The sequence below is a fragment of the Treponema sp. genome (assembly GCF_045641405.1).
In the GTDB taxonomy this organism is placed as follows: Bacteria; Spirochaetota; Spirochaetia; order Treponematales; family Treponemataceae; genus Treponema_D.
The window spans coordinates 15,390-32,792 of sequence record NZ_JAZUGX010000019.1; the positions used below are offsets into that span (position 1 = coordinate 15,390).

22 protein-coding genes are annotated in these 17,403 nt (G+C 41.9%); all 22 read left to right on the plus strand.

The annotated features are described in order from the left end of the window. Nucleotides 1-2 precede the first annotated feature (2 nt). Nucleotides 3-347, plus strand: coding sequence for a DUF7694 domain-containing protein (locus tag ACKI39_RS03690; RefSeq protein ID WP_407397779.1), 345 nt, complete (start codon nucleotides 3-5; stop codon nucleotides 345-347). A 9-nt stretch (nucleotides 348-356) separates the two neighbouring features. After that, a complete protein-coding gene (locus ACKI39_RS03695) occupies nucleotides 357-701 on the plus strand; it encodes a DUF3310 domain-containing protein (RefSeq protein ID WP_407397781.1) in 345 nt (114 codons plus the stop codon). A gap of 106 nt (nucleotides 702-807) precedes the next feature. Then, nucleotides 808-2,037 carry an SH3 domain-containing protein gene (locus ACKI39_RS03700; protein WP_407397783.1) on the plus strand — a complete coding sequence of 410 codons (1,230 nt, stop codon included), beginning with the start codon at nucleotides 808-810 and terminating at the stop codon, nucleotides 2,035-2,037. Further along, nucleotides 2,034-2,426 (plus strand): RusA family crossover junction endodeoxyribonuclease, encoded by a 393-nt coding sequence (locus tag ACKI39_RS03705; protein ID WP_407397785.1) that lies wholly within the window; start codon nucleotides 2,034-2,036, stop codon nucleotides 2,424-2,426. Before ACKI39_RS03700 ends, ACKI39_RS03705 begins: the two co-directional genes overlap by 4 nt. 168 nt (nucleotides 2,427-2,594) lie before the next feature. Then, nucleotides 2,595-3,047 carry a hypothetical protein gene (locus ACKI39_RS03710; RefSeq protein ID WP_407397787.1) on the plus strand — a complete coding sequence of 151 codons (453 nt, stop codon included), beginning with the start codon at nucleotides 2,595-2,597 and terminating at the stop codon, nucleotides 3,045-3,047. After that, the gene (locus ACKI39_RS03715) at nucleotides 3,040-4,332 is read left to right on the plus strand and encodes a PBSX family phage terminase large subunit (protein WP_407397789.1); all 1,293 of its coding nucleotides are present in this window, start codon (nucleotides 3,040-3,042) and stop codon (nucleotides 4,330-4,332) included. Before ACKI39_RS03710 ends, ACKI39_RS03715 begins: the two co-directional genes overlap by 8 nt. Before the next feature lie 14 nt (nucleotides 4,333-4,346). Next, nucleotides 4,347-5,687, plus strand: coding sequence for a phage portal protein (locus tag ACKI39_RS03720; protein WP_407397791.1), 1,341 nt, complete (start codon nucleotides 4,347-4,349; stop codon nucleotides 5,685-5,687). Then, entirely contained in the window at nucleotides 5,687-7,456 is a 1,770-nt protein-coding gene (locus ACKI39_RS03725; RefSeq protein ID WP_407397793.1) for a phage minor head protein, read from the plus strand. The genes ACKI39_RS03720 and ACKI39_RS03725 overlap by 1 nt, the downstream gene beginning before the upstream one ends. After that, a complete protein-coding gene (locus ACKI39_RS03730; protein WP_407397795.1) occupies nucleotides 7,453-7,638 on the plus strand; it encodes a hypothetical protein in 186 nt (61 codons plus the stop codon). Before ACKI39_RS03725 ends, ACKI39_RS03730 begins: the two co-directional genes overlap by 4 nt. Before the next feature lie 11 nt (nucleotides 7,639-7,649). Continuing rightward, nucleotides 7,650-8,054, plus strand: a complete 405-nt coding sequence (locus ACKI39_RS03735) for an HK97 gp10 family phage protein (RefSeq protein WP_407397797.1) — start codon at nucleotides 7,650-7,652, stop codon at nucleotides 8,052-8,054. A gap of 260 nt (nucleotides 8,055-8,314) precedes the next feature. Then, nucleotides 8,315-8,953 carry a phage scaffolding protein gene (locus ACKI39_RS03740; protein ID WP_407397799.1) on the plus strand — a complete coding sequence of 213 codons (639 nt, stop codon included), beginning with the start codon at nucleotides 8,315-8,317 and terminating at the stop codon, nucleotides 8,951-8,953. Nucleotides 8,954-8,955: 2 nt separating this feature from the next. Continuing rightward, nucleotides 8,956-9,873, plus strand: a complete 918-nt coding sequence (locus ACKI39_RS03745; RefSeq protein ID WP_407397801.1) for a hypothetical protein — start codon at nucleotides 8,956-8,958, stop codon at nucleotides 9,871-9,873. A gap of 93 nt (nucleotides 9,874-9,966) precedes the next feature. Further along, nucleotides 9,967-10,485: a hypothetical protein gene (locus tag ACKI39_RS03750; protein WP_407397803.1), complete on the plus strand. Its 519-nt coding sequence runs from the start codon at nucleotides 9,967-9,969 to the stop codon at nucleotides 10,483-10,485. Then, nucleotides 10,476-10,829 (plus strand): hypothetical protein, encoded by a 354-nt coding sequence (locus ACKI39_RS03755; protein WP_407397805.1) that lies wholly within the window; start codon nucleotides 10,476-10,478, stop codon nucleotides 10,827-10,829. The genes ACKI39_RS03750 and ACKI39_RS03755 overlap by 10 nt, the downstream gene beginning before the upstream one ends. Continuing rightward, nucleotides 10,822-11,190, plus strand: a complete 369-nt coding sequence (locus ACKI39_RS03760) for a hypothetical protein (RefSeq protein ID WP_407397807.1) — start codon at nucleotides 10,822-10,824, stop codon at nucleotides 11,188-11,190. Before ACKI39_RS03755 ends, ACKI39_RS03760 begins: the two co-directional genes overlap by 8 nt. A gap of 14 nt (nucleotides 11,191-11,204) precedes the next feature. Continuing rightward, on the plus strand, nucleotides 11,205-11,777 hold the full coding sequence (locus ACKI39_RS03765; protein WP_407397809.1) for a hypothetical protein: 573 nt from the start codon (nucleotides 11,205-11,207) through the stop codon (nucleotides 11,775-11,777). A gap of 51 nt (nucleotides 11,778-11,828) precedes the next feature. Continuing rightward, a complete protein-coding gene (locus ACKI39_RS03770; RefSeq protein ID WP_407397811.1) occupies nucleotides 11,829-12,221 on the plus strand; it encodes a hypothetical protein in 393 nt (130 codons plus the stop codon). 259 nt (nucleotides 12,222-12,480) lie between these two features. Further along, nucleotides 12,481-14,496 carry a phage tail protein gene (locus tag ACKI39_RS03775; RefSeq protein ID WP_407397813.1) on the plus strand — a complete coding sequence of 672 codons (2,016 nt, stop codon included), beginning with the start codon at nucleotides 12,481-12,483 and terminating at the stop codon, nucleotides 14,494-14,496. Between the two features lie 3 nt (nucleotides 14,497-14,499). Then, the gene (locus tag ACKI39_RS03780; RefSeq protein ID WP_407397815.1) at nucleotides 14,500-15,207 is read left to right on the plus strand and encodes a hypothetical protein; all 708 of its coding nucleotides are present in this window, start codon (nucleotides 14,500-14,502) and stop codon (nucleotides 15,205-15,207) included. Beyond that, on the plus strand, nucleotides 15,207-16,376 hold the full coding sequence (locus ACKI39_RS03785; RefSeq protein ID WP_407397817.1) for a hypothetical protein: 1,170 nt from the start codon (nucleotides 15,207-15,209) through the stop codon (nucleotides 16,374-16,376). The genes ACKI39_RS03780 and ACKI39_RS03785 overlap by 1 nt, the downstream gene beginning before the upstream one ends. After that, complete coding sequence (locus ACKI39_RS03790) at nucleotides 16,373-16,960, plus strand: hypothetical protein (protein WP_407397819.1); 588 nt, start codon at nucleotides 16,373-16,375, stop codon at nucleotides 16,958-16,960. The genes ACKI39_RS03785 and ACKI39_RS03790 overlap by 4 nt, the downstream gene beginning before the upstream one ends. Before the next feature lie 5 nt (nucleotides 16,961-16,965). Further along, on the plus strand, nucleotides 16,966-17,262 hold the full coding sequence (locus tag ACKI39_RS03795; RefSeq protein WP_407397821.1) for a hypothetical protein: 297 nt from the start codon (nucleotides 16,966-16,968) through the stop codon (nucleotides 17,260-17,262). The last annotated feature ends 141 nt before the right edge of the window (nucleotides 17,263-17,403 follow it).

Sequence of the window (17,403 nt, forward strand, 5' to 3'; positions counted from 1 at the left end):
TTGTGAAGTCACTTAACGAAATAGCGTCTATACCGAACTTATTAGTCGTAAAGACAGGAATAGACGGCGGCATGGGTACGATATACCTTAACGGAATAAAAAAAGAGCCTGCAAATATAGTTTGGTCAAGCGGCGAAGGATGGGAACACGTTTCTGTTTCCTATCCTCGCAGGACCCCAACGTGGGAAGAAATGTGCAAGGTAAAAGACTTTTTCTGGAATGATGACGAAACAGTTGTTCAGTACCATCCGGCAAAGTCTGAATATGTCAACATTCATCCGTACTGCCTGCACTTATGGAAGCCGAAGGACGGAGAATATATGTTACCAAAAAAATGTTTAATATAGGAGGATATCATGGGTAATACAGTAAAAATTGATTTAGCAAAGCTCAGAGAAAGATTTGCTGAAGCTGGAGCAATGACAAGCGAAGAAGCAGAGAAAATAGTGAACTTGTGTGTCGTAAAGGAAGAAGCTGTGAATCATCCAAAGCATTATCAAGGCAAGCACGAGTGCATTGAAGTAATGAGACATTTATTCGGAGATTCAGCAGTCAGAGGCTTCTGCAAATGCAACGCTTTCAAATACAGATTCCGTTCAAGGATGAAGAACGGCGATGAAGATATCAAGAAGGCTGAATTTTATGAAGATTATCTCATTCAGATGAACGAAACATCAGAAAAGAATATAAACGCATTTTAAACGCACTACAAAAGCGAATAAGGCATATCTGATTGATTTGTAGTAAAACTATACTCTAAAATTAATCAAGTCTTATTTCGCGTTGTAGAATGTATGAGGACAGCACATGACAAAAGAGGAAGAAAATCAATATCGCCGTGACACGTATCACTGGCGAAAGGCTCACAAGATGTGTGCGCGGTGCGGAAAACAGGATGCATATACGTTAAACGGACGCTCGAAATGCTGCGAATGCTGCGAGAAGGATGCTGAAAACCGCAGAAGAAATTATGATCCGGAAAAGGAACGCGAAAAGAAGCAAAGGCAGTATGCGAAACGTGAAGCAGAAGGCAAGTGCGTCAGATGCGGAAGAATAAAGTCTGACAACGGTTGCAAAATCTGCAACAAATGCATAGCAGAAAAACACCAGTATAATCAAGAAAGATCACAGGATGTCAGGATATACAGACACGACCTGAATCTGTGCTGGTTCTGCGGCAGTCAGCTTGACGGTCAGAAGAAATTTGATGGAACACAAAGCAGGATATGCTCGAGGTGTTATGAAGCACGACTCCCGTACATACACAAAGCAATCGAACAGAGTATAAAAAACAGAGAGGAAAGAAAACCAACTATGACTACACAGGAAATTATCGAAGGCTACATAAAAGCAAATACAAAGTCAAATTACATCAACAAGACTGCCAAAAGTCTCAAGAAGCCGAAGTCTCATATCATTGCCGAATTATTCAAGAGCGGATATAAGTACATTGAACTTCAGCGTTCGTTCCCTAACGAATACGCGGCAGCAGAGAAAAGATATCAGCAGTGGCTTGAAGAAGGCGGACAGGAAGAACATGCTCAGCCGGATCATGAAGATGAAGGAGCAGAGGAAATTCAGGATTCTGAACTTGAGGTTGCCAAGAAGGCAATTGACAGTCTCGAAAACGACAAAGCAGAACTAAAAAACAAGCTTGCTGAAGTTGAAAGCAATCTGCTTGCTGCACACGACAGAATCCAGTTAGAATCGCAGAAGCACAGAAACGAAATTGAAGAAGAAAAGAAAAGAAGCTTCGCACTGCTCACAGAAAATGAAAAGCTTGAAGAACAGATACTTCAGAATGCCGAACGCATCAAAGTACTTGAGGCAGAAAACGAGGAACTGAAGGAAAAGCACGTTGAATGCACAGTGTCGTGCGAAGAATGCGTGAATGATACGATAAATGATCTGGCAAAAGCAAGGGTCACAATAGACAGGCTGAACGCAGATATTGAAACTGCAACACAGATGTTCCTGAAGGAACACAAAAAGAGAAAAAAGCTTGAAAAGGCATTCCTGAAAGCGGTGGTAAAATGAGCGGCGAGATTCTGAAAGTGGAATTCACAATAAATCTTCCGCCGAGAACAAAGAAAAACAGTCAACAGATACTGCGGCATGGAAACAGGTCGTTTATAGCGCCGAGCAAGGTGTATTTGCAGTACGAAAAAGACTGCTATCCGTTTTTGTATCTGGCGAGAGGGCTGAACATTGATTATCCCGTGAACATAAAGTGCCTGTTTTACATGCCGACACGAAGAAAGTGCGATTTAACAAATCTGCTCGAAGCTGTTGATGATATACTAACGCATTATGATGTTATATCGGATGACAACTACACGATAGTTCAGAGTCATGATGGCAGCCGGGTATTTTACGACAAGGAGAATCCAAGGACGGAAATACTGATTGAACGCGCTGAGGGTTGACAAAATATAACTGTGGTGTTATACTTAAAGTGCCTCATTGATAGAAATTATCGGACAACTTTAACATCAACCATATGTTTGGTTTCCTTTTTGTATTAGTTTAAGCAGGAAAAGAAGTCGCTGTTTTCAGCGGCTTTTTTTCTTTGTAGAGAAAAGAACGGAGGAAAAATGGCTAAGGGGAAGTACGAAGAATGGCTCTTGCCCGAAAGTCTGATACTTTTGGAAGGGTGGGCGAGAGCAGGACTGACAGATGAGCAGATTGCTCACAACATAGGAGTGACAGTTACGACTCTTTATAATTGGAAAAATAAGCACATTGAGATTTTTGAAGCCTTAAAAAAAGGCAAGGAAGTCGCTGATTTCATGGTCGAGAACGCACTGTTTAAGTCAGCGCTAGGCTATGACGTAGAAGAATGGGAAGAAAAACTGGACGCTTCGGGTAATGTCAAGAAATGCACGAAGAAACGACATATTCCACCGAGCAATACTGCACAGATATTCTGGTTGAAAAACAGAGTGCCGGAGCGATGGAGAGACAAACCGGTCGAAGTTACTGCAGACGATAAGGAAAAGCACAGCAAACTTATTGAAGCTATCAAAGGAATGAAGTCAGATGATTGAGGTGTTATCAGAAAAACAAAAAGAAATACTGTCGTTTGTTGTATCTGACTGCAAATATCTGATTTGTGACGGAGCCGTCAGATCAGGAAAGACTGTCGTGATGTCCAAGGCGTTTATTATATGGGCGATGGAATACTTTGACGGATGTATTTTTGCAATATGCAGCAAGACTGTTACCAACGCGGAGAGAAACGTCCTTAACCCGCTCGTTACAGACAACGAACTGCCGTACAGAATGAAATATCACAGAGCAGAAAGATATTTATCTGTAACGATGGGTAAAAAAGAAAACAAGTTTTATTTATTTGGTGGCAAAGATGAAAGCAGCTACATGCTGATACAGGGTATTACGCTTGCAGGAGTTCTGCTTGACGAAGTGGCGCTGATGCCGAGAAGCTTCGTTGAACAGGCAATATCAAGAACGCTGACGTATGACAACAAAAAGATTTGGTTTAACTGCAATCCGGAGGGACAGCTGCATTGGTTCAATCAGGAGTGGATTATTCCCGCTGACGCAGGAGAGAAACCGGTTAAACATCTGCATTTTTTGATGAGTGACAATCCGATCATGTCTGCTGAAGCAATCAAGGAAACAGAAAATATGTTTTCCGGTGTGTTTTACGACAGATACATCAAAGGAATGTGGGTTGCCGCTGAAGGGTTGATTTATGACATGTTTGACACAAACGTGCATGTTATTGATGCTTCAGAGTTGGAATACGAGGGCGGGGTTTACATTAGTGCCGACTATGGTATTCAGAACGCAAACGTATGGCTTATGTGGCGAAAGCAGAAAGGAATTAACAGGCATGTTGTTCTGAAAGAATGCTATTATTCGGGCAGAGATGAACACAAACAGAAAACAGTGTCAGAGCTTGTGAGTATGCTTGACGAAATGCTTGGCAAAACCGATGGCAAAGAAGGGATAAAACCGGAAAAAGTAATAGTTGACCCTTCAGCTGCAGCATTGATTATTGAATTAAGAAAACGCGGGTACAGCGTTCAGAGTGCCGACAATGATGTGCTGGACGGAATAGCTGATGTGTCAACAATGTTGAAAAAAAATATGATTGCTATCGACCGGTCGTGCAAGAACACAATCAATGAATTTGGGGTTTACTGTTGGGATGACAAGGCAGCTCAGCGAGGAATAGATCAACCTGTCAAATCTAACGACCATGCACAAGACGCTATTCGCTATTATGTCAGAACGAGAAAGCTTGTTAAAAAGGACTGGAACGGAAAAGAATATAATGCCGGAAGATATATTTCGAGATGGCATTAAGAGGAGGAGAGAACATGATTACATATCAGGATTTATTGGCTACAGGCGAGGATTTAAATGAAAAGCTTGCACTGATTCAGCGAGCAATCAAGGAACACAAATCAACAGACCAGTACAAGACAGCACTTGATGCAGATTTGTACTATGCTCACCTTAACCCGACTATCATGCGCTATGAAAAATACATTCAGGACATGGTGGGTAAGGTAAGAGATACAGTTTCAGCGAACCATAAGATTGCATGCAGATATTATTTCTTTTTCATTACTCAGCTTGTACAGTATCTGCTTTCAAACGGCGCTACATTCGACAGTGACGAGGTAAAGAACAAAATCACAAACATGGACGAAGCACTCAGCAAGCTTGCTACACTTGCACAAAATCACGGCGTTGCATATGGATTTTATAATCTCGACCACATTGATGTGTTTGCATTCACTGAATTTGTACCGTTCTTTGATGAGGAAAACGGCAGTATTCGTGCCGGTGTTCGCTTCTGGCAGTTAGACGAAAAGAAACCGCTCAGAATTACGCTTTACGAAGAAGATGGATACACAGAATACATCAAAAGGAGCGGTGAGGAGTTCACAGAACTGCAGCCTAAGAGAGCATACAAACTGATGATTCGCACTTCAGAAGCCTCCGGAACAGAGATATACGATGGTGAAAACTACGAATCATTCCCTATTGTTCCACTTTACAACATCAACAAGCAGTCTGAATTAGTTGGAAACAAAGCAACGATTGATGCGTATGACCTTGTAGCTTCAAAGATGACAAACAACATCAGCGAGGGCGACCTCATTTATTGGCTTATTCACAATGCTAACGGAATGACACCGGACGATGACCAGAAGTTCCTCGAAATGATTCACACGGTTCATATTGCTCATGCTGATGAGGGACAGATAGAAGCAAAAACAATAGAAATTCCGCACGAAGCAACAGATGCTGCGCTCGACAGATTAAAGAAGCAGCTGTTCGATGACTTTATGGCATTTGACGCAACACAGATAGCAGCAGGAAGTGTAACTGCTACACAGATTAACGCAGCGTATCAGCAGCTGGACAACAAGGCAGATATGTTTGAATATCAGATTATTGAGTTTGTCAAAGGAATACTTGAGCTTGCAGGTATTGATGATTATCCGAAATTTAAACGAAACAGAATAGCAAACAGTACAGAGGAAGCTCAGACTATAATGATGTGTGCTAACATCCTTGACCAGCAGACATTGCTTGAACATTTACCATTCCTGACTGTCGATGAAGTACCGGAGATTATGGAAAGAATGCAGATAGAGGAAATGAAACGTATTGCAAGCGAACCGTTTGTTGACGGCGGTGATGAATAATGCCAGATGATGAACTCAGAAAAATGGAGCGGTATCTGTCGGGAATATTCTCGCAGGCAGAAAAGGATCTGATTCAGAAGTCACTCAAATACATGGCTGACTTTGAGCGAAAAGACAAAGCCAAACTGAAAAAGGTTGAAAATGGTGAGATAACTGACGATGAATACAAAGAGTGGCGTAAAAACCAATTGCTGTATGGCGAACACTGGACAAGGCTGATTCAGTTAGTTCAAAAGGAAATGGTAAACGTCAATCAGACCGCTCTTGATTATATCAACGACAAGACCACGCAGATATATGCTGACAGCTACAATTCTATTGCTACTGTAATAAAGCAGTCACCAGTCGAGGGGTACTCCTTCGAGCTGGTGGACGCTAATACAGTCAAGAACCTTGCAAAAGAGGAAGGAATTATTCTGCCGCCGAAAAAGAACCTTGATGTACAGAAAGACAAACTCTGGAACGCTAAACAGGTCAATGCTCAGCTGTTACAGGGCATATTACAGGGCGAAGATATACCACACATAGCCGGCAGAATGGCAAAGGTATGCGAAAGCAACAAATCTGCGTCAATTAGAAATGCAAGAACAATGGTTACTGCTGCTGAGAACAGTGGCAGACAATCAGGCATGAACAAAGCTGAATCTGACGGAATAATCTTCAAGAAAATGTGGATTGCTACAAGAGACGAAAGAACACGTGAAAGTCACATGGTTCTGAATGGTCAGCTTGTCAATAACGGAGAAAAATTTGTAACCATAAACGGTGATGAAATTGAATTTCCAGGCGATTGGCGAGCAAAAGCTTCTGAGGTGTATAATTGCAGATGTACACTTGGAACAATTGTTACTGGATTCAAGAAAGTCAAACTTGAAGAAACTATTGAAAAGCAGGAGGAAGTAAAACCCGAACAGCCTGAGATCACACAGGAGCGGCGTAAACTTTCAGATGAGGTTAGAACACTGATTGATGATAACATCAAATCAAATCTCACTCCAAAGCAATACCAAAAATTAATTGAAAAACTTGAAAATAATCCGTTACAAGCCGATTTATTAAGTAAATACGGAAGCAAAGTAAATGAATTTGTGTATGATAATGCACATGCTTATTGGCATCCGTCCTACCAAGAATTGCACTGGTCAGTCTCACAACATCCGGAAAAAGCTGAGTTTTCTACGTTGTTTCACGAGTTAGGGCACGCATATGACCAATATTTGCAAAGTGATAACGTAAGTTACGGAGAACTGCAGAAGCTTAAGTCAGCAAATTTAATACCAGAAACGTTTTTTAAAACAAATTTTGCGTTACTTCCTTCAAGTTCGGACGAGTTCCTTGAGGCGATGAGAAAAGATATAGGACTCGTGAAAGAGATTATAGACACCGGAGACAGAGATAAAATTAATCCAATGGTAACCGGACACACCAGTGGAATACAGGATTTTATATCAGGCGCACTTGGATATGATCCTAAATACAGAGGTGAAGTCAGTTGGCAACATTCAGAGAAGTATTACAACAGGAAATATGATAAGCTTAAGATGTTTAATAGCGCAGCCGACCTGAAAGAGAAGTTCAAAGATATTGAAATGAAATTTAAAACGGAAAAAGAAATGAAGCGGTATGTGCGTCAGTTTGAAACAGCTTCGGAACTGTGGGCAAACATAAACTCTGCCAACGGATGCGGAGGCGATACGCTGACACTTATGAAAACATATTGTCCGAACTCTTATGAAGCCTATATGAAAATAATGGAGGGTCAAAAATGAGCAATGATTTAAAGGCTAAAATGAAAGAATATTTTGAAAAGTTTGACGATGGATTTCCAACAATGGAAATCGAAGCAAAGTCAGATGCCGAGTATATCAAAATGATTGACGAATGTCTGAAAAACAACAAAGACGCATACGAAATGAAGATGGCTGTACTTGATGACAGCTTAATTTACTAAGAAGGTGCGATATGTCAGTCGAAATTGATTATTCTGATTATTCAGACTTAACTCTGGAGCAGTTCAATGCAGCCGTTCTGCGAGGCCTTGAAGCTTGTGGAATGACTGCTGAGACATATGCAAAACAAGGCTGTCCTGTTGACACAGGAAGACTCAGAAACAGCATAACACACGCAACAAAGAATAATTCAGGAACTACGCACACATACAAAGATGACCACGGCAATACGTATACACAGGATATAGGAAGTGTAAACGAACTGGCTGCATACATTGGGAGCAACGTTCGATACGCCGAATACCAAGAATTAGGCACGGCAAACGGAGTTACAGCTAAACACTTCCTTCGGAATGCAGCTGGCAATCATGCAGAAGAATACAAAAACATCATTAAATCCAGTCTGGAAAATGCGTAGTTGACAAAATCAAACCGATGTGTTATAATACATATACAACTTAATATCCCTCACAGGGAACGCTCAAATTCGCTGTGAAGCGGCACACCTATTACGTTAGCCCGTATGGTGTGCCGCTTTTATTTTATGATAATGGTTGACAAAATAAAACCTTTGTGTTATATTGTAGGCATAAGGTCAATTACGGAAATGAAAAGCGACTTGTTTTCGTACAATCTTATTATCGATGAGGCAATATTGATATGAAAGGTTGAAAGACTATGGCATTTTCACGAAAATGGCTCAAAGAACAGGGCATTGAAGATGAAGAACTTATAGAAAAGCTTATCGGCGGGCACATGGAAACAGTATCTGCGTTAAAGGATAAGCTTGAGGAAGCAGAGCAGACCGCTGAGGAACTGAAGCAGGTGACAAAGGAACGAGACCAGCTGAAGAAAGACCTCGAAAAGAGCGGTGAAACAAAGGGCAAACTTGAAGAACTGAAAGCTGAGTACAACAAATACAAGGCTGACGTTGAAAGCAAGGAAACTGCCGCTGCTAAAACAAAGGCTGTGAAAGAATACTTTGAAAGTAAAAACATCACAGGCGGCAATCTCGACATTGCGCTCCGTGGATGCAAGGAAGAAATCTCATCTATCGAGTTACAGGATGGAAAGATTGCTGACACAAAAACACTTGACGAATTAATCAGAGGAACGTTCTCAGGACTTGTTTCAACTTCCGGAACACAGGGCGCAAGTGTATCAAAGCCACCTGTGAACGCAGCAAGCGGAACAAGAATGACAAAGGCTGAGATATATGCCAAGGACGAAAAAGGCAGATACAAGCTTAGCACAGAAGAACGTCAGAAAGCAATCGCTGAAACACTCAGCACAGACAACAACCAAGGAGGTAATTAATCATGGCTGCATTAAGCGGACTTACAAAGACTACTGATATTACAGTAGCAGCACGTGACGTTGATTTCGTTACAAGATTCTCAGATAACTGGGATGCGCTCAGACAGATCATGGGCATTATGCGCCCTATCAGAAAGACACCGGGCACAAAGCTTACATCATATACAGCAAACTCAAAGAGTGGCCTTACATCAGGCACAGTTGCAGAAGGCGATGTAATTCCATTCACAGAATTTGAAGTGAAGCCGGTTTCATACGCTGATATCGCTATCGAAAAGTATGCAAAGTCAGTATCAATCGAAGCTGTAGCAAAGTACGGCGCAAAGATTGCTGTTGAAAAGACAGATGACCAGTTCCTTGTTGAACTTCAGAACAAGGTTCTCAACAAGTTCTATACATTCCTCGGCACCGGTACTCTTGTAGGCACTCAGAAGACATGGCAGAGATGTCTTGCTATTGCAAAGGCTGCCGTCCTCAAGAAGTTTGCTTCAATGAACAAGACTGTAACAGAAGTAGTTGGCTTCGCTAACATCATGGATCTTTATGACTACCTCGGCGATGCAAACATCACAGTTCAGTCAGCATTTGGTCTTAACTACGTTAAGGATTTCATGGGCTACTCAACACTTTTCCTTCTCGATGACACAAAGATTCCTCAGAAGAAAGTTATTGCAGTACCTGTTGAGAATATCGACCTTTACTACATTGACCCGTCAGATTCAGACTTTGCACAGCTCGGTCTTGAATTTACAGTAGCAGGTGAAACAAATCTCATCGGCTTCCACTCAGAAGGTGACTACACAAGAGCAACAGGCAACAGCTTTGCTCTCATGGGTATGGCACTCTGGGCTGAATATCTTGACGGTATCGCAGTCGTAACAGTAGGCTCAACAAATACAGAACCAGCTGTTTCACCCTGAGGATATACAGCCGTTCTTGACAGCAGATAACGAAGAATTTAAAACTGCTGACAACGAGATTTTTTATACTAAGCAGTAAAGGTGGTGTAATATATGCAGGCGACAATTGAAGCACTATGTGCAGAAGTCAACAACTATCACGAAACTGATAGAATCCGTGGAAAGTTTACAATTGATTCGGGCAGTATTACACTGCCTTTTCTCTGTGAAAATCAGTTCTTCCGGATTCTCGGAAGCAAATGGAATGACGGCGTATATATTTACAGTGAAAACAGCTTTGTAATTCGTTCAAGCACATGGGAAGAAGTCATGAAAGGTAATCTTAACTGGGGAGAACTCAGGAAACACAAATGGGGCGAACTCGTCGAACACGATTTAGTGGATGAAGTCTTTGACGGCGAGATATGGCCTATGCGTATGCCGAGAGCCTTCCTTGATTTGAGCAAGAAGATAGCTGAATACAACGAATCAGATGCAGCAAAGATAAGTCCTTTTACATCTGAGAATATATCCGGATATTACAGCTATACAAAAGCTTCTGCTACCGACAATTCATGGGAGAATGTGTTCAAGGATTCTCTCAAGAGGTGGAGGCGATTACCATGCTTGTAGAATCATTATATGAGCCGTTTGTGTTCATCAACAAGGTTACAGTCAACGACGCTGAAGGCTCAGTGATAGCGACCTACGTCGAAGGTGCAAAGTTTATGGCTACCAAAAAGCCAGACAGAAGTCTGGATACAGCAGTTAAAAACGTGGGGCAGAAAAACGTGGCAGTTCCGTCATGGCAGATAGCTGTGCCGGCTACCGTACGCCTGAACCACGGAGATATAATAAAGCATATTGAGTCGGGACAGATTTACAGAGTTACCGGTAACGACTTCAAAGCCGCGAAAATAGCTACATATCAGTTCAATGTAGCTACTGTAGAAGAATGGGAGTTGCCAAATGAATAAAACAGAAGCATTATACAGCTTTTACAGCTCATTCGGTATTCCTGCTTATGAAGAAAACAGTGTTCCTCTGGGAACGAAGATGCCCTACATTACCTATGAAGTGGTCACAGACAAACTAAGCGACTACACTACATCAATTACCTGCAATCTGTGGTACAAATCCAATTCATGGGTACAATGTAACGCAATGGCTGAAAAAATCTCAGAAAAGCTGTCGGGCGGTCACAGAATCAAAGTGGATAAGGGGTATATGATATTTTATTCAGGAACTCCGTTTGCCACTTCTGTAGGTGAGCCCGACGACAACACTATAAAACACAAGTTAATAAATATTGAATGTGATTATATCACAACAACATAGAGGAGGTATGGATAATGTCCAAAGCATTTAATCAGGTATCTGCTGATGCTATTGAAAACATTCAGGTAGATGCCGGTTTAATCCTTAACAGCTTTGATCCGGAGAACCCATCTGCTCCACTTCCATCTGCTATTGTATGCGCAACAACAGGCGGTATTACAGCTACATGTGTTCCTACATTCACTGACTTTGGTGAGGATATTGATAACTGTCCTAACAACACAAAGGAAATGAAACGTATCACAGGTTGGGACTGCACACTTGCGTTTACAGCACTCAACATGGACGAAAAGACTATCATGCTTGCACTCAGCGCAGCTACAAAGAGCGGTGGCAAGATTACACCAAATGCTCAGGTTGATGCGGATACAGACTTCAATTCTATTTGGTTTGTTTCCGAAAAGGTAAATGATGAGGTTGTAGCAATCGAACTCAAGGATGCACTCAGTACAGGCGGGTTCAATTACAAGACACAGAAAAACGGAAAAGGTCAGCTCACTGTAACACTTACAGGCCACGTCTCAATTCATGATACATCGGTAGTTCCGATGAATTTCTACGTTGTTGATGTGAGCGACATCATCTAAAATTTATAGCCGGACTTTGTTCCGGCTATTTTTAAAGAGGGGAATTTGGAAATGAAGACATTAGCAAACTGCGACAATATCGAATTTATGCAGCAGACATACAAGATTGCCGACGCAGTCAAGGGTTATCTTACAGAGACTAAAATCATGGAGCTGCGAAAAAGGGTTCCTGATACAGCAAATATGGGTGATGAAGAAAAGAAAGTCGTACTCAGAAAAGCTGCAGCAGACAATATCATGGAAATGATACGTACAGCATTAGTTGAACACGCAGAAGATACGCTCAAAATCCTCGGTTTAATCTGCTTCTGCGAAGATGATGAAACACTCAGAAAAGACAGAAACATTATGACTGAGGCTGTATCAGCATTATCTGATTCAAACGTGCTTGATTTTTTTATATCATTGGTGCAATCGGTAGCGAAGATTTCAAAAATTATGTAGGTGAAATTGACGTAAACAAGGTTGCATTGCTCGGCAAAGAATTTTTGATTAACTACATCATAAAACGACACAGTTTTGAGCAAAAGGAACTTGCTTTCAAAATCTACGTAACGGACGCTCTGTACGCTCTTGCAAGACTTAACAAAAGATACTTCGATATTATCGACAAGCGCCATAATGAGCCGCAGAGAACGTCTGAGGAGATTGTAGAGAGCATATGCGCACAGCTCGATAAATTAGGAGGAAAGGAGGAAGATAAATGAATGTTTTTGAATTAGCTGCAAAGATTGGACTTGATGCCTCTGGGTTTGAACAGGCACTTGAAGGCTCACGTGATAAATTCAGCAGCTTTGGCGATAAGATTAAAAGCGGATTATCAAATGTCGGTAACATAACAATGGGTGCTGTTTCTGCCGTTGGAAATGCAATTTCCGGAATGACACAAAGCATGGTATCATCAACATCAGAACTTGCAAACTACGGAGACAGCATTGATAAGGCGAGCCAGAAACTCGGCATATCAGCACAGGCGTATCAGGAGTGGGAAGCAGTAATGCAGCACTCTGGAACGTCAATGGAAGGCATGACAGCCACTTTCAAAACTCTTGCCAATGCTTCGCAGGGCGCTACTGCCGAGCAGGCAAAAGCGTTTGAAAAACTCGGAATCAGTCTTGAGGATGCCAAAAACATGGCTACTGAGGATTTGTTCAAAAATGTTATTACATCACTGCAGGGTATGGAAGAAGGCGCAGAACGTACAGCCATTGCCAACGACCTTTTAGGCCGTGGTGCAATGGAAATGGGTGCGTTACTTAACACATCAGCAGAAGATACACAGGCTATGATCGATACAGTAAATCAGCTTGGCGGTGTTATGTCAGATGAAGCTGTAAAGGCTTCTGCTGCTTTCAATGACAGTTTACAGGACATGAACACTGCACTGGACGGAGTAAAGCGTGGCATAACAGCTGAATTCCTTCCCGGACTAACTCAGCTGATGGATGGCTTTACAGCACTCATGTCAGGCTCTGAAGATGCTGATGAAAAAATAGCTGAAGGTTTTATGTCTCTGACTGATGGAATAGAAAACAATGTGTACAAGATTGAGGAAATGCTTGAAACTATAGCGCCAAGCATGATAACTACACTTGTCGATTTGCTTCCGAAACTTTCTGATATGGCAGCCGGACTGATAGAAGCAATAGCGGAATCATTATTGGGTCATCTGCCGGAAATACTAAAAATCGCTGTTAATCTTGTTAAGAAATTGAGTGAGAAATTAACACAGTCAGCTCCTGTTTTAGTGGAAACAGTGGGAGAACTTATCGCTGCAGTAGTATCGGGTGTATCCGACTTCCTTCCGGAGTTACTTACAGCAGGCACAGATATAGTCTTGGGACTTATAGACGGAATCATAGATCAGCTTCCTGAGCTGATGGCTGCAGCAACGACAATAATGCTTACTATCGTTGACAAATTGACCGGAAGTGATAACCAAAGCAAACTTGTTGATGCCTCTATAGCACTGATATTCGCACTTTCTGACGGTCTGATAACGGCACTTCCTCAGCTTCTTGAAAAGGCTCCTGAGATTGTACAGCGTCTTATAAATGCAATAGTGATAAATGCACCTAAACTGCTTGAAGCTGCATGGGAACTTCTGAAATCTCTTGTTCAGGGAGTGAAAGATAATTTATCACTGATTTCAGAAAGCGGTCAAAGCATTCTGTTGTCATTTATATACGGCGTAGAGGCATTATTCACAAAACTCGAATCACTTGGTACTGAGATTGTGGAAACGGTCAAGGAAGGTGTTACAGCTGTAATTGGCAAAGCAAAGGAATGGGGCAAAGACCTCATTGATAATTTCATCGGTGGCATAAAGGAAAAAACCGAAAAATTAAAGGAAAGCGTGTCTGGAATTGCTCAGACGGTAAAAGACTTCCTCGGATTCTCAGAACCGGAGAAAGGACCACTCAGCGACTTCCATACATTTGCGCCTGATATGATTGACTTGTTTGCCGATGGTATGAAAAAGAGTGAAGGAAAACTCAGAAATCAGCTTGAAGATACAGCAAACGTTATTGGCGACGGATTCGTTTCAGAAGCGCCTCAGAATAAAGCATACGGCGTTGTAAGTGGTGGTAATATAATTAATATTACAGTTATGACAGACGTCATATCGAACGATTATGACGCACGTAGAGCCGGCAGAATGATGTCAGAAACACTGGCAGATATGCAGGTAATGGAAAACCTGTCGAGAGGAGCGTAAAAGATGGCAGACTGGATTAAATCAAAGGATTACATCGTGATAAACGGTATCAGTTCGGATACGGTTCACATCTATATTGACACTCCTCCGATTCCGCCAAAGGCAGAAAAGAAAACGCAGACGATTGTTATACCTGGCCGTGAAGATGTCATAACAACCAACGGCGAATATGAAGATATTACTATCACAATTAACGGATATGTATTTGACAGAGATTATGATCCAGGCGATGTCTACAGATGGCTTGAGGTAGCAAAGACACTCAGAACAAGCCTTTCCGCTGACTATTACTACAAAGTCAAAAAGGTAATGGGAGTTAATCCAAACTATCTTGGGAACGGCAAGTATCGTCTGGAACTCCAGTTCCTTTGCAGTCCGTACAAATACTCTGTTGACAATGACAAGCATGAGGAAACATCGAAAACGTTCACGATAAGTAACGAAGGAACAATATACTCACAGCCTACATACATCGTGTATGGCAACGGAGAAATCAAAATAAGAGCCGCTGACGATGAGAATACAATAACCGTGTACAATGTCAACGGCAAGGCTACAATCGACTGTGAGCGGCTTGTGGCGTATGACGACAGCAAAAATATACTGATGACTTCAGGGATTTTTCCGTTCTTAAATGCCGGCAACAACAATATTGTGGTTACAGGCGATGTCAGCAAGATTGAATACTATACGAATTCGAGGTGGTTCTGATGTATCCTAAACAGCGTGAATATATCTGCGTATATGATATGAAACAGCCACAGGATAAATTCGACAATCACGGGATATGTGTATTAGAGCCGTCTATATGCGAAATAACAGAGGAATTAAACGGGACATATGAGCTATACATCGAACATCCAATAGATGAACTCGGTAAATGGAAGGCACTATCTGATCATAACATAATCAAGGCAAACGGCGAGCTGTTCAGAATCTTAAAATCAAAGGTGAAACTTGATAAGACAGGTAAAAAGGTGCAATCCGCAAACTGTCTGCATATCTTCTATGACCTCAATCACAAATATCTGAGGAATATAAGCGTGTATGACACAGCGCACTGGCTGCTTGAGCATATCATGAACAATAACGAAGCCGCGGGTGATTATCAGATAAATGACACTGACCCTGATTTCTATAATTTTTCGTATTTCATAGATATACAGGCTACCGGAACTGCTGAGTACAGGAACGATTCCGTAACGGCTGCATTAATCGGTACCGGAAGTAATTCACTCACGAATATGTTCGATGCTGAAATATACAGGCATAACACATATTTCTCGATACTTCCAAAAAAAGAACACAGCAGAAGCGGTGCATTTTCGATTCAGTACGGCGTTGACATGATTGACATTGAACGAACTGTTGACTGGTCTAACTTCTGCAGCTTACTTCTGACAGACGACAACTTCGGAAACAAAGGTTATGCAGAATGGGGCGGCGTTCCACTTCCTCACAAATTCACTCGGACGGTCACATTCAATTACAGTGAGGACAGAGGACAGCTTGGCGAGGATACGAAAAACTTTTTTGAAACAATCAACTATCCGAAGGTTTCCTACAAGGTTAATTATGCCGAACTCGGAAACAGTCCGATGTATTCGGAATTTAATGTTCTGAAGAAATGCGAGGTAGGGGATACCGGATTCATTTACTGCGATGACCTTGGCATACGGGTTGATTCCGCAGACCCTTCTCAGCAGGTGAAGGTTGTAAGGAAGGTTACAGATGCGCTCAACGGCTCGACAGTATCAATTGAATTAGGTTCACTGGTTAGCAGTTTCGTGCGGCAGAACAGCTTCACGAACGTTATTGCACCGACCGCAAAATCAACAACGGATGGATATTTCAAATTCAATAAAGGAGGAACGACATGAACTCGACAGAATGGTTAAAGATGAATTTACCTGGCTATGACGATGCAGCAGACATTCTCAAACTTTCGGAAAACTTCGACACGCTCGACAGGATCCTGAAAAGCAATGCCGACATAGACACAGAAACCAAGGCGGAAATTGAAAGAATCATGGCTGAAATACTCAAAGTCAAGGATAATCAGCTTGACGATATGCGCAATGTTACAATTGCCATAAACGAAGTAAACAATCTTATCAGAGGACTTGACCAGCGCGTAACAGCGATTGAGGAAGGCGAAATCGAACGTGAAGAAAACTATGTTTACTATGGGCAGAGCACAGCGGCTACGCCTACACAGTCACAGATGAACAGCCTCAACAAGATTATGACAAATGTAGCATACCGTGATTTAAACATTTCAGTATCAAATGCTTACTGGTACTACGCACTTCCGGTGAGATTCGGAACTGTAAGGTTTGAAGTCAGCGGATTCACAGGCGGTTTCTTAGAGCCTACGGTAATGGTTCTAAGCGGCGAAGATTATTATGTTTATCGAAGCATTCAGGTACTTAACGGCTCAGCTACAATCATCGTAAAGGCGTGATATGAGTGGACAGAGATACATTAACAGTACAGTATCCGTTAATCACTGATTTGACATATCCGGTCACTTGGACAAAATTCATTGAGCATAACGGACAGTCACTTGAGGATTTCCTCAAAGAAGGCGGTTCCGGACTTCCGAAAATGAAAGCGAAGGTCGGAGACGTTCTGTCCGTGAAAGCAGTCGATGACGAAGGATATCCTACCGAATACGAATGGATATCGTTAAAGAAGGCGTTTTTTACAAGTGACATGGATACGTTCAGAACAGCAGACGGTGAAGTATTCTACACGAAGGAGTGAAGCAAATGGGAATAAGTAAATATGAAAATGCAGCGGCGGTCGATGAAGCCTTAGATAAAGGCGTTGAGGCGTTCAACAAAACGCAGGGTGGATTTGCTGCAGAAAATGTCTCTTATGATAATTCAAAGAGTGAAATCGAGG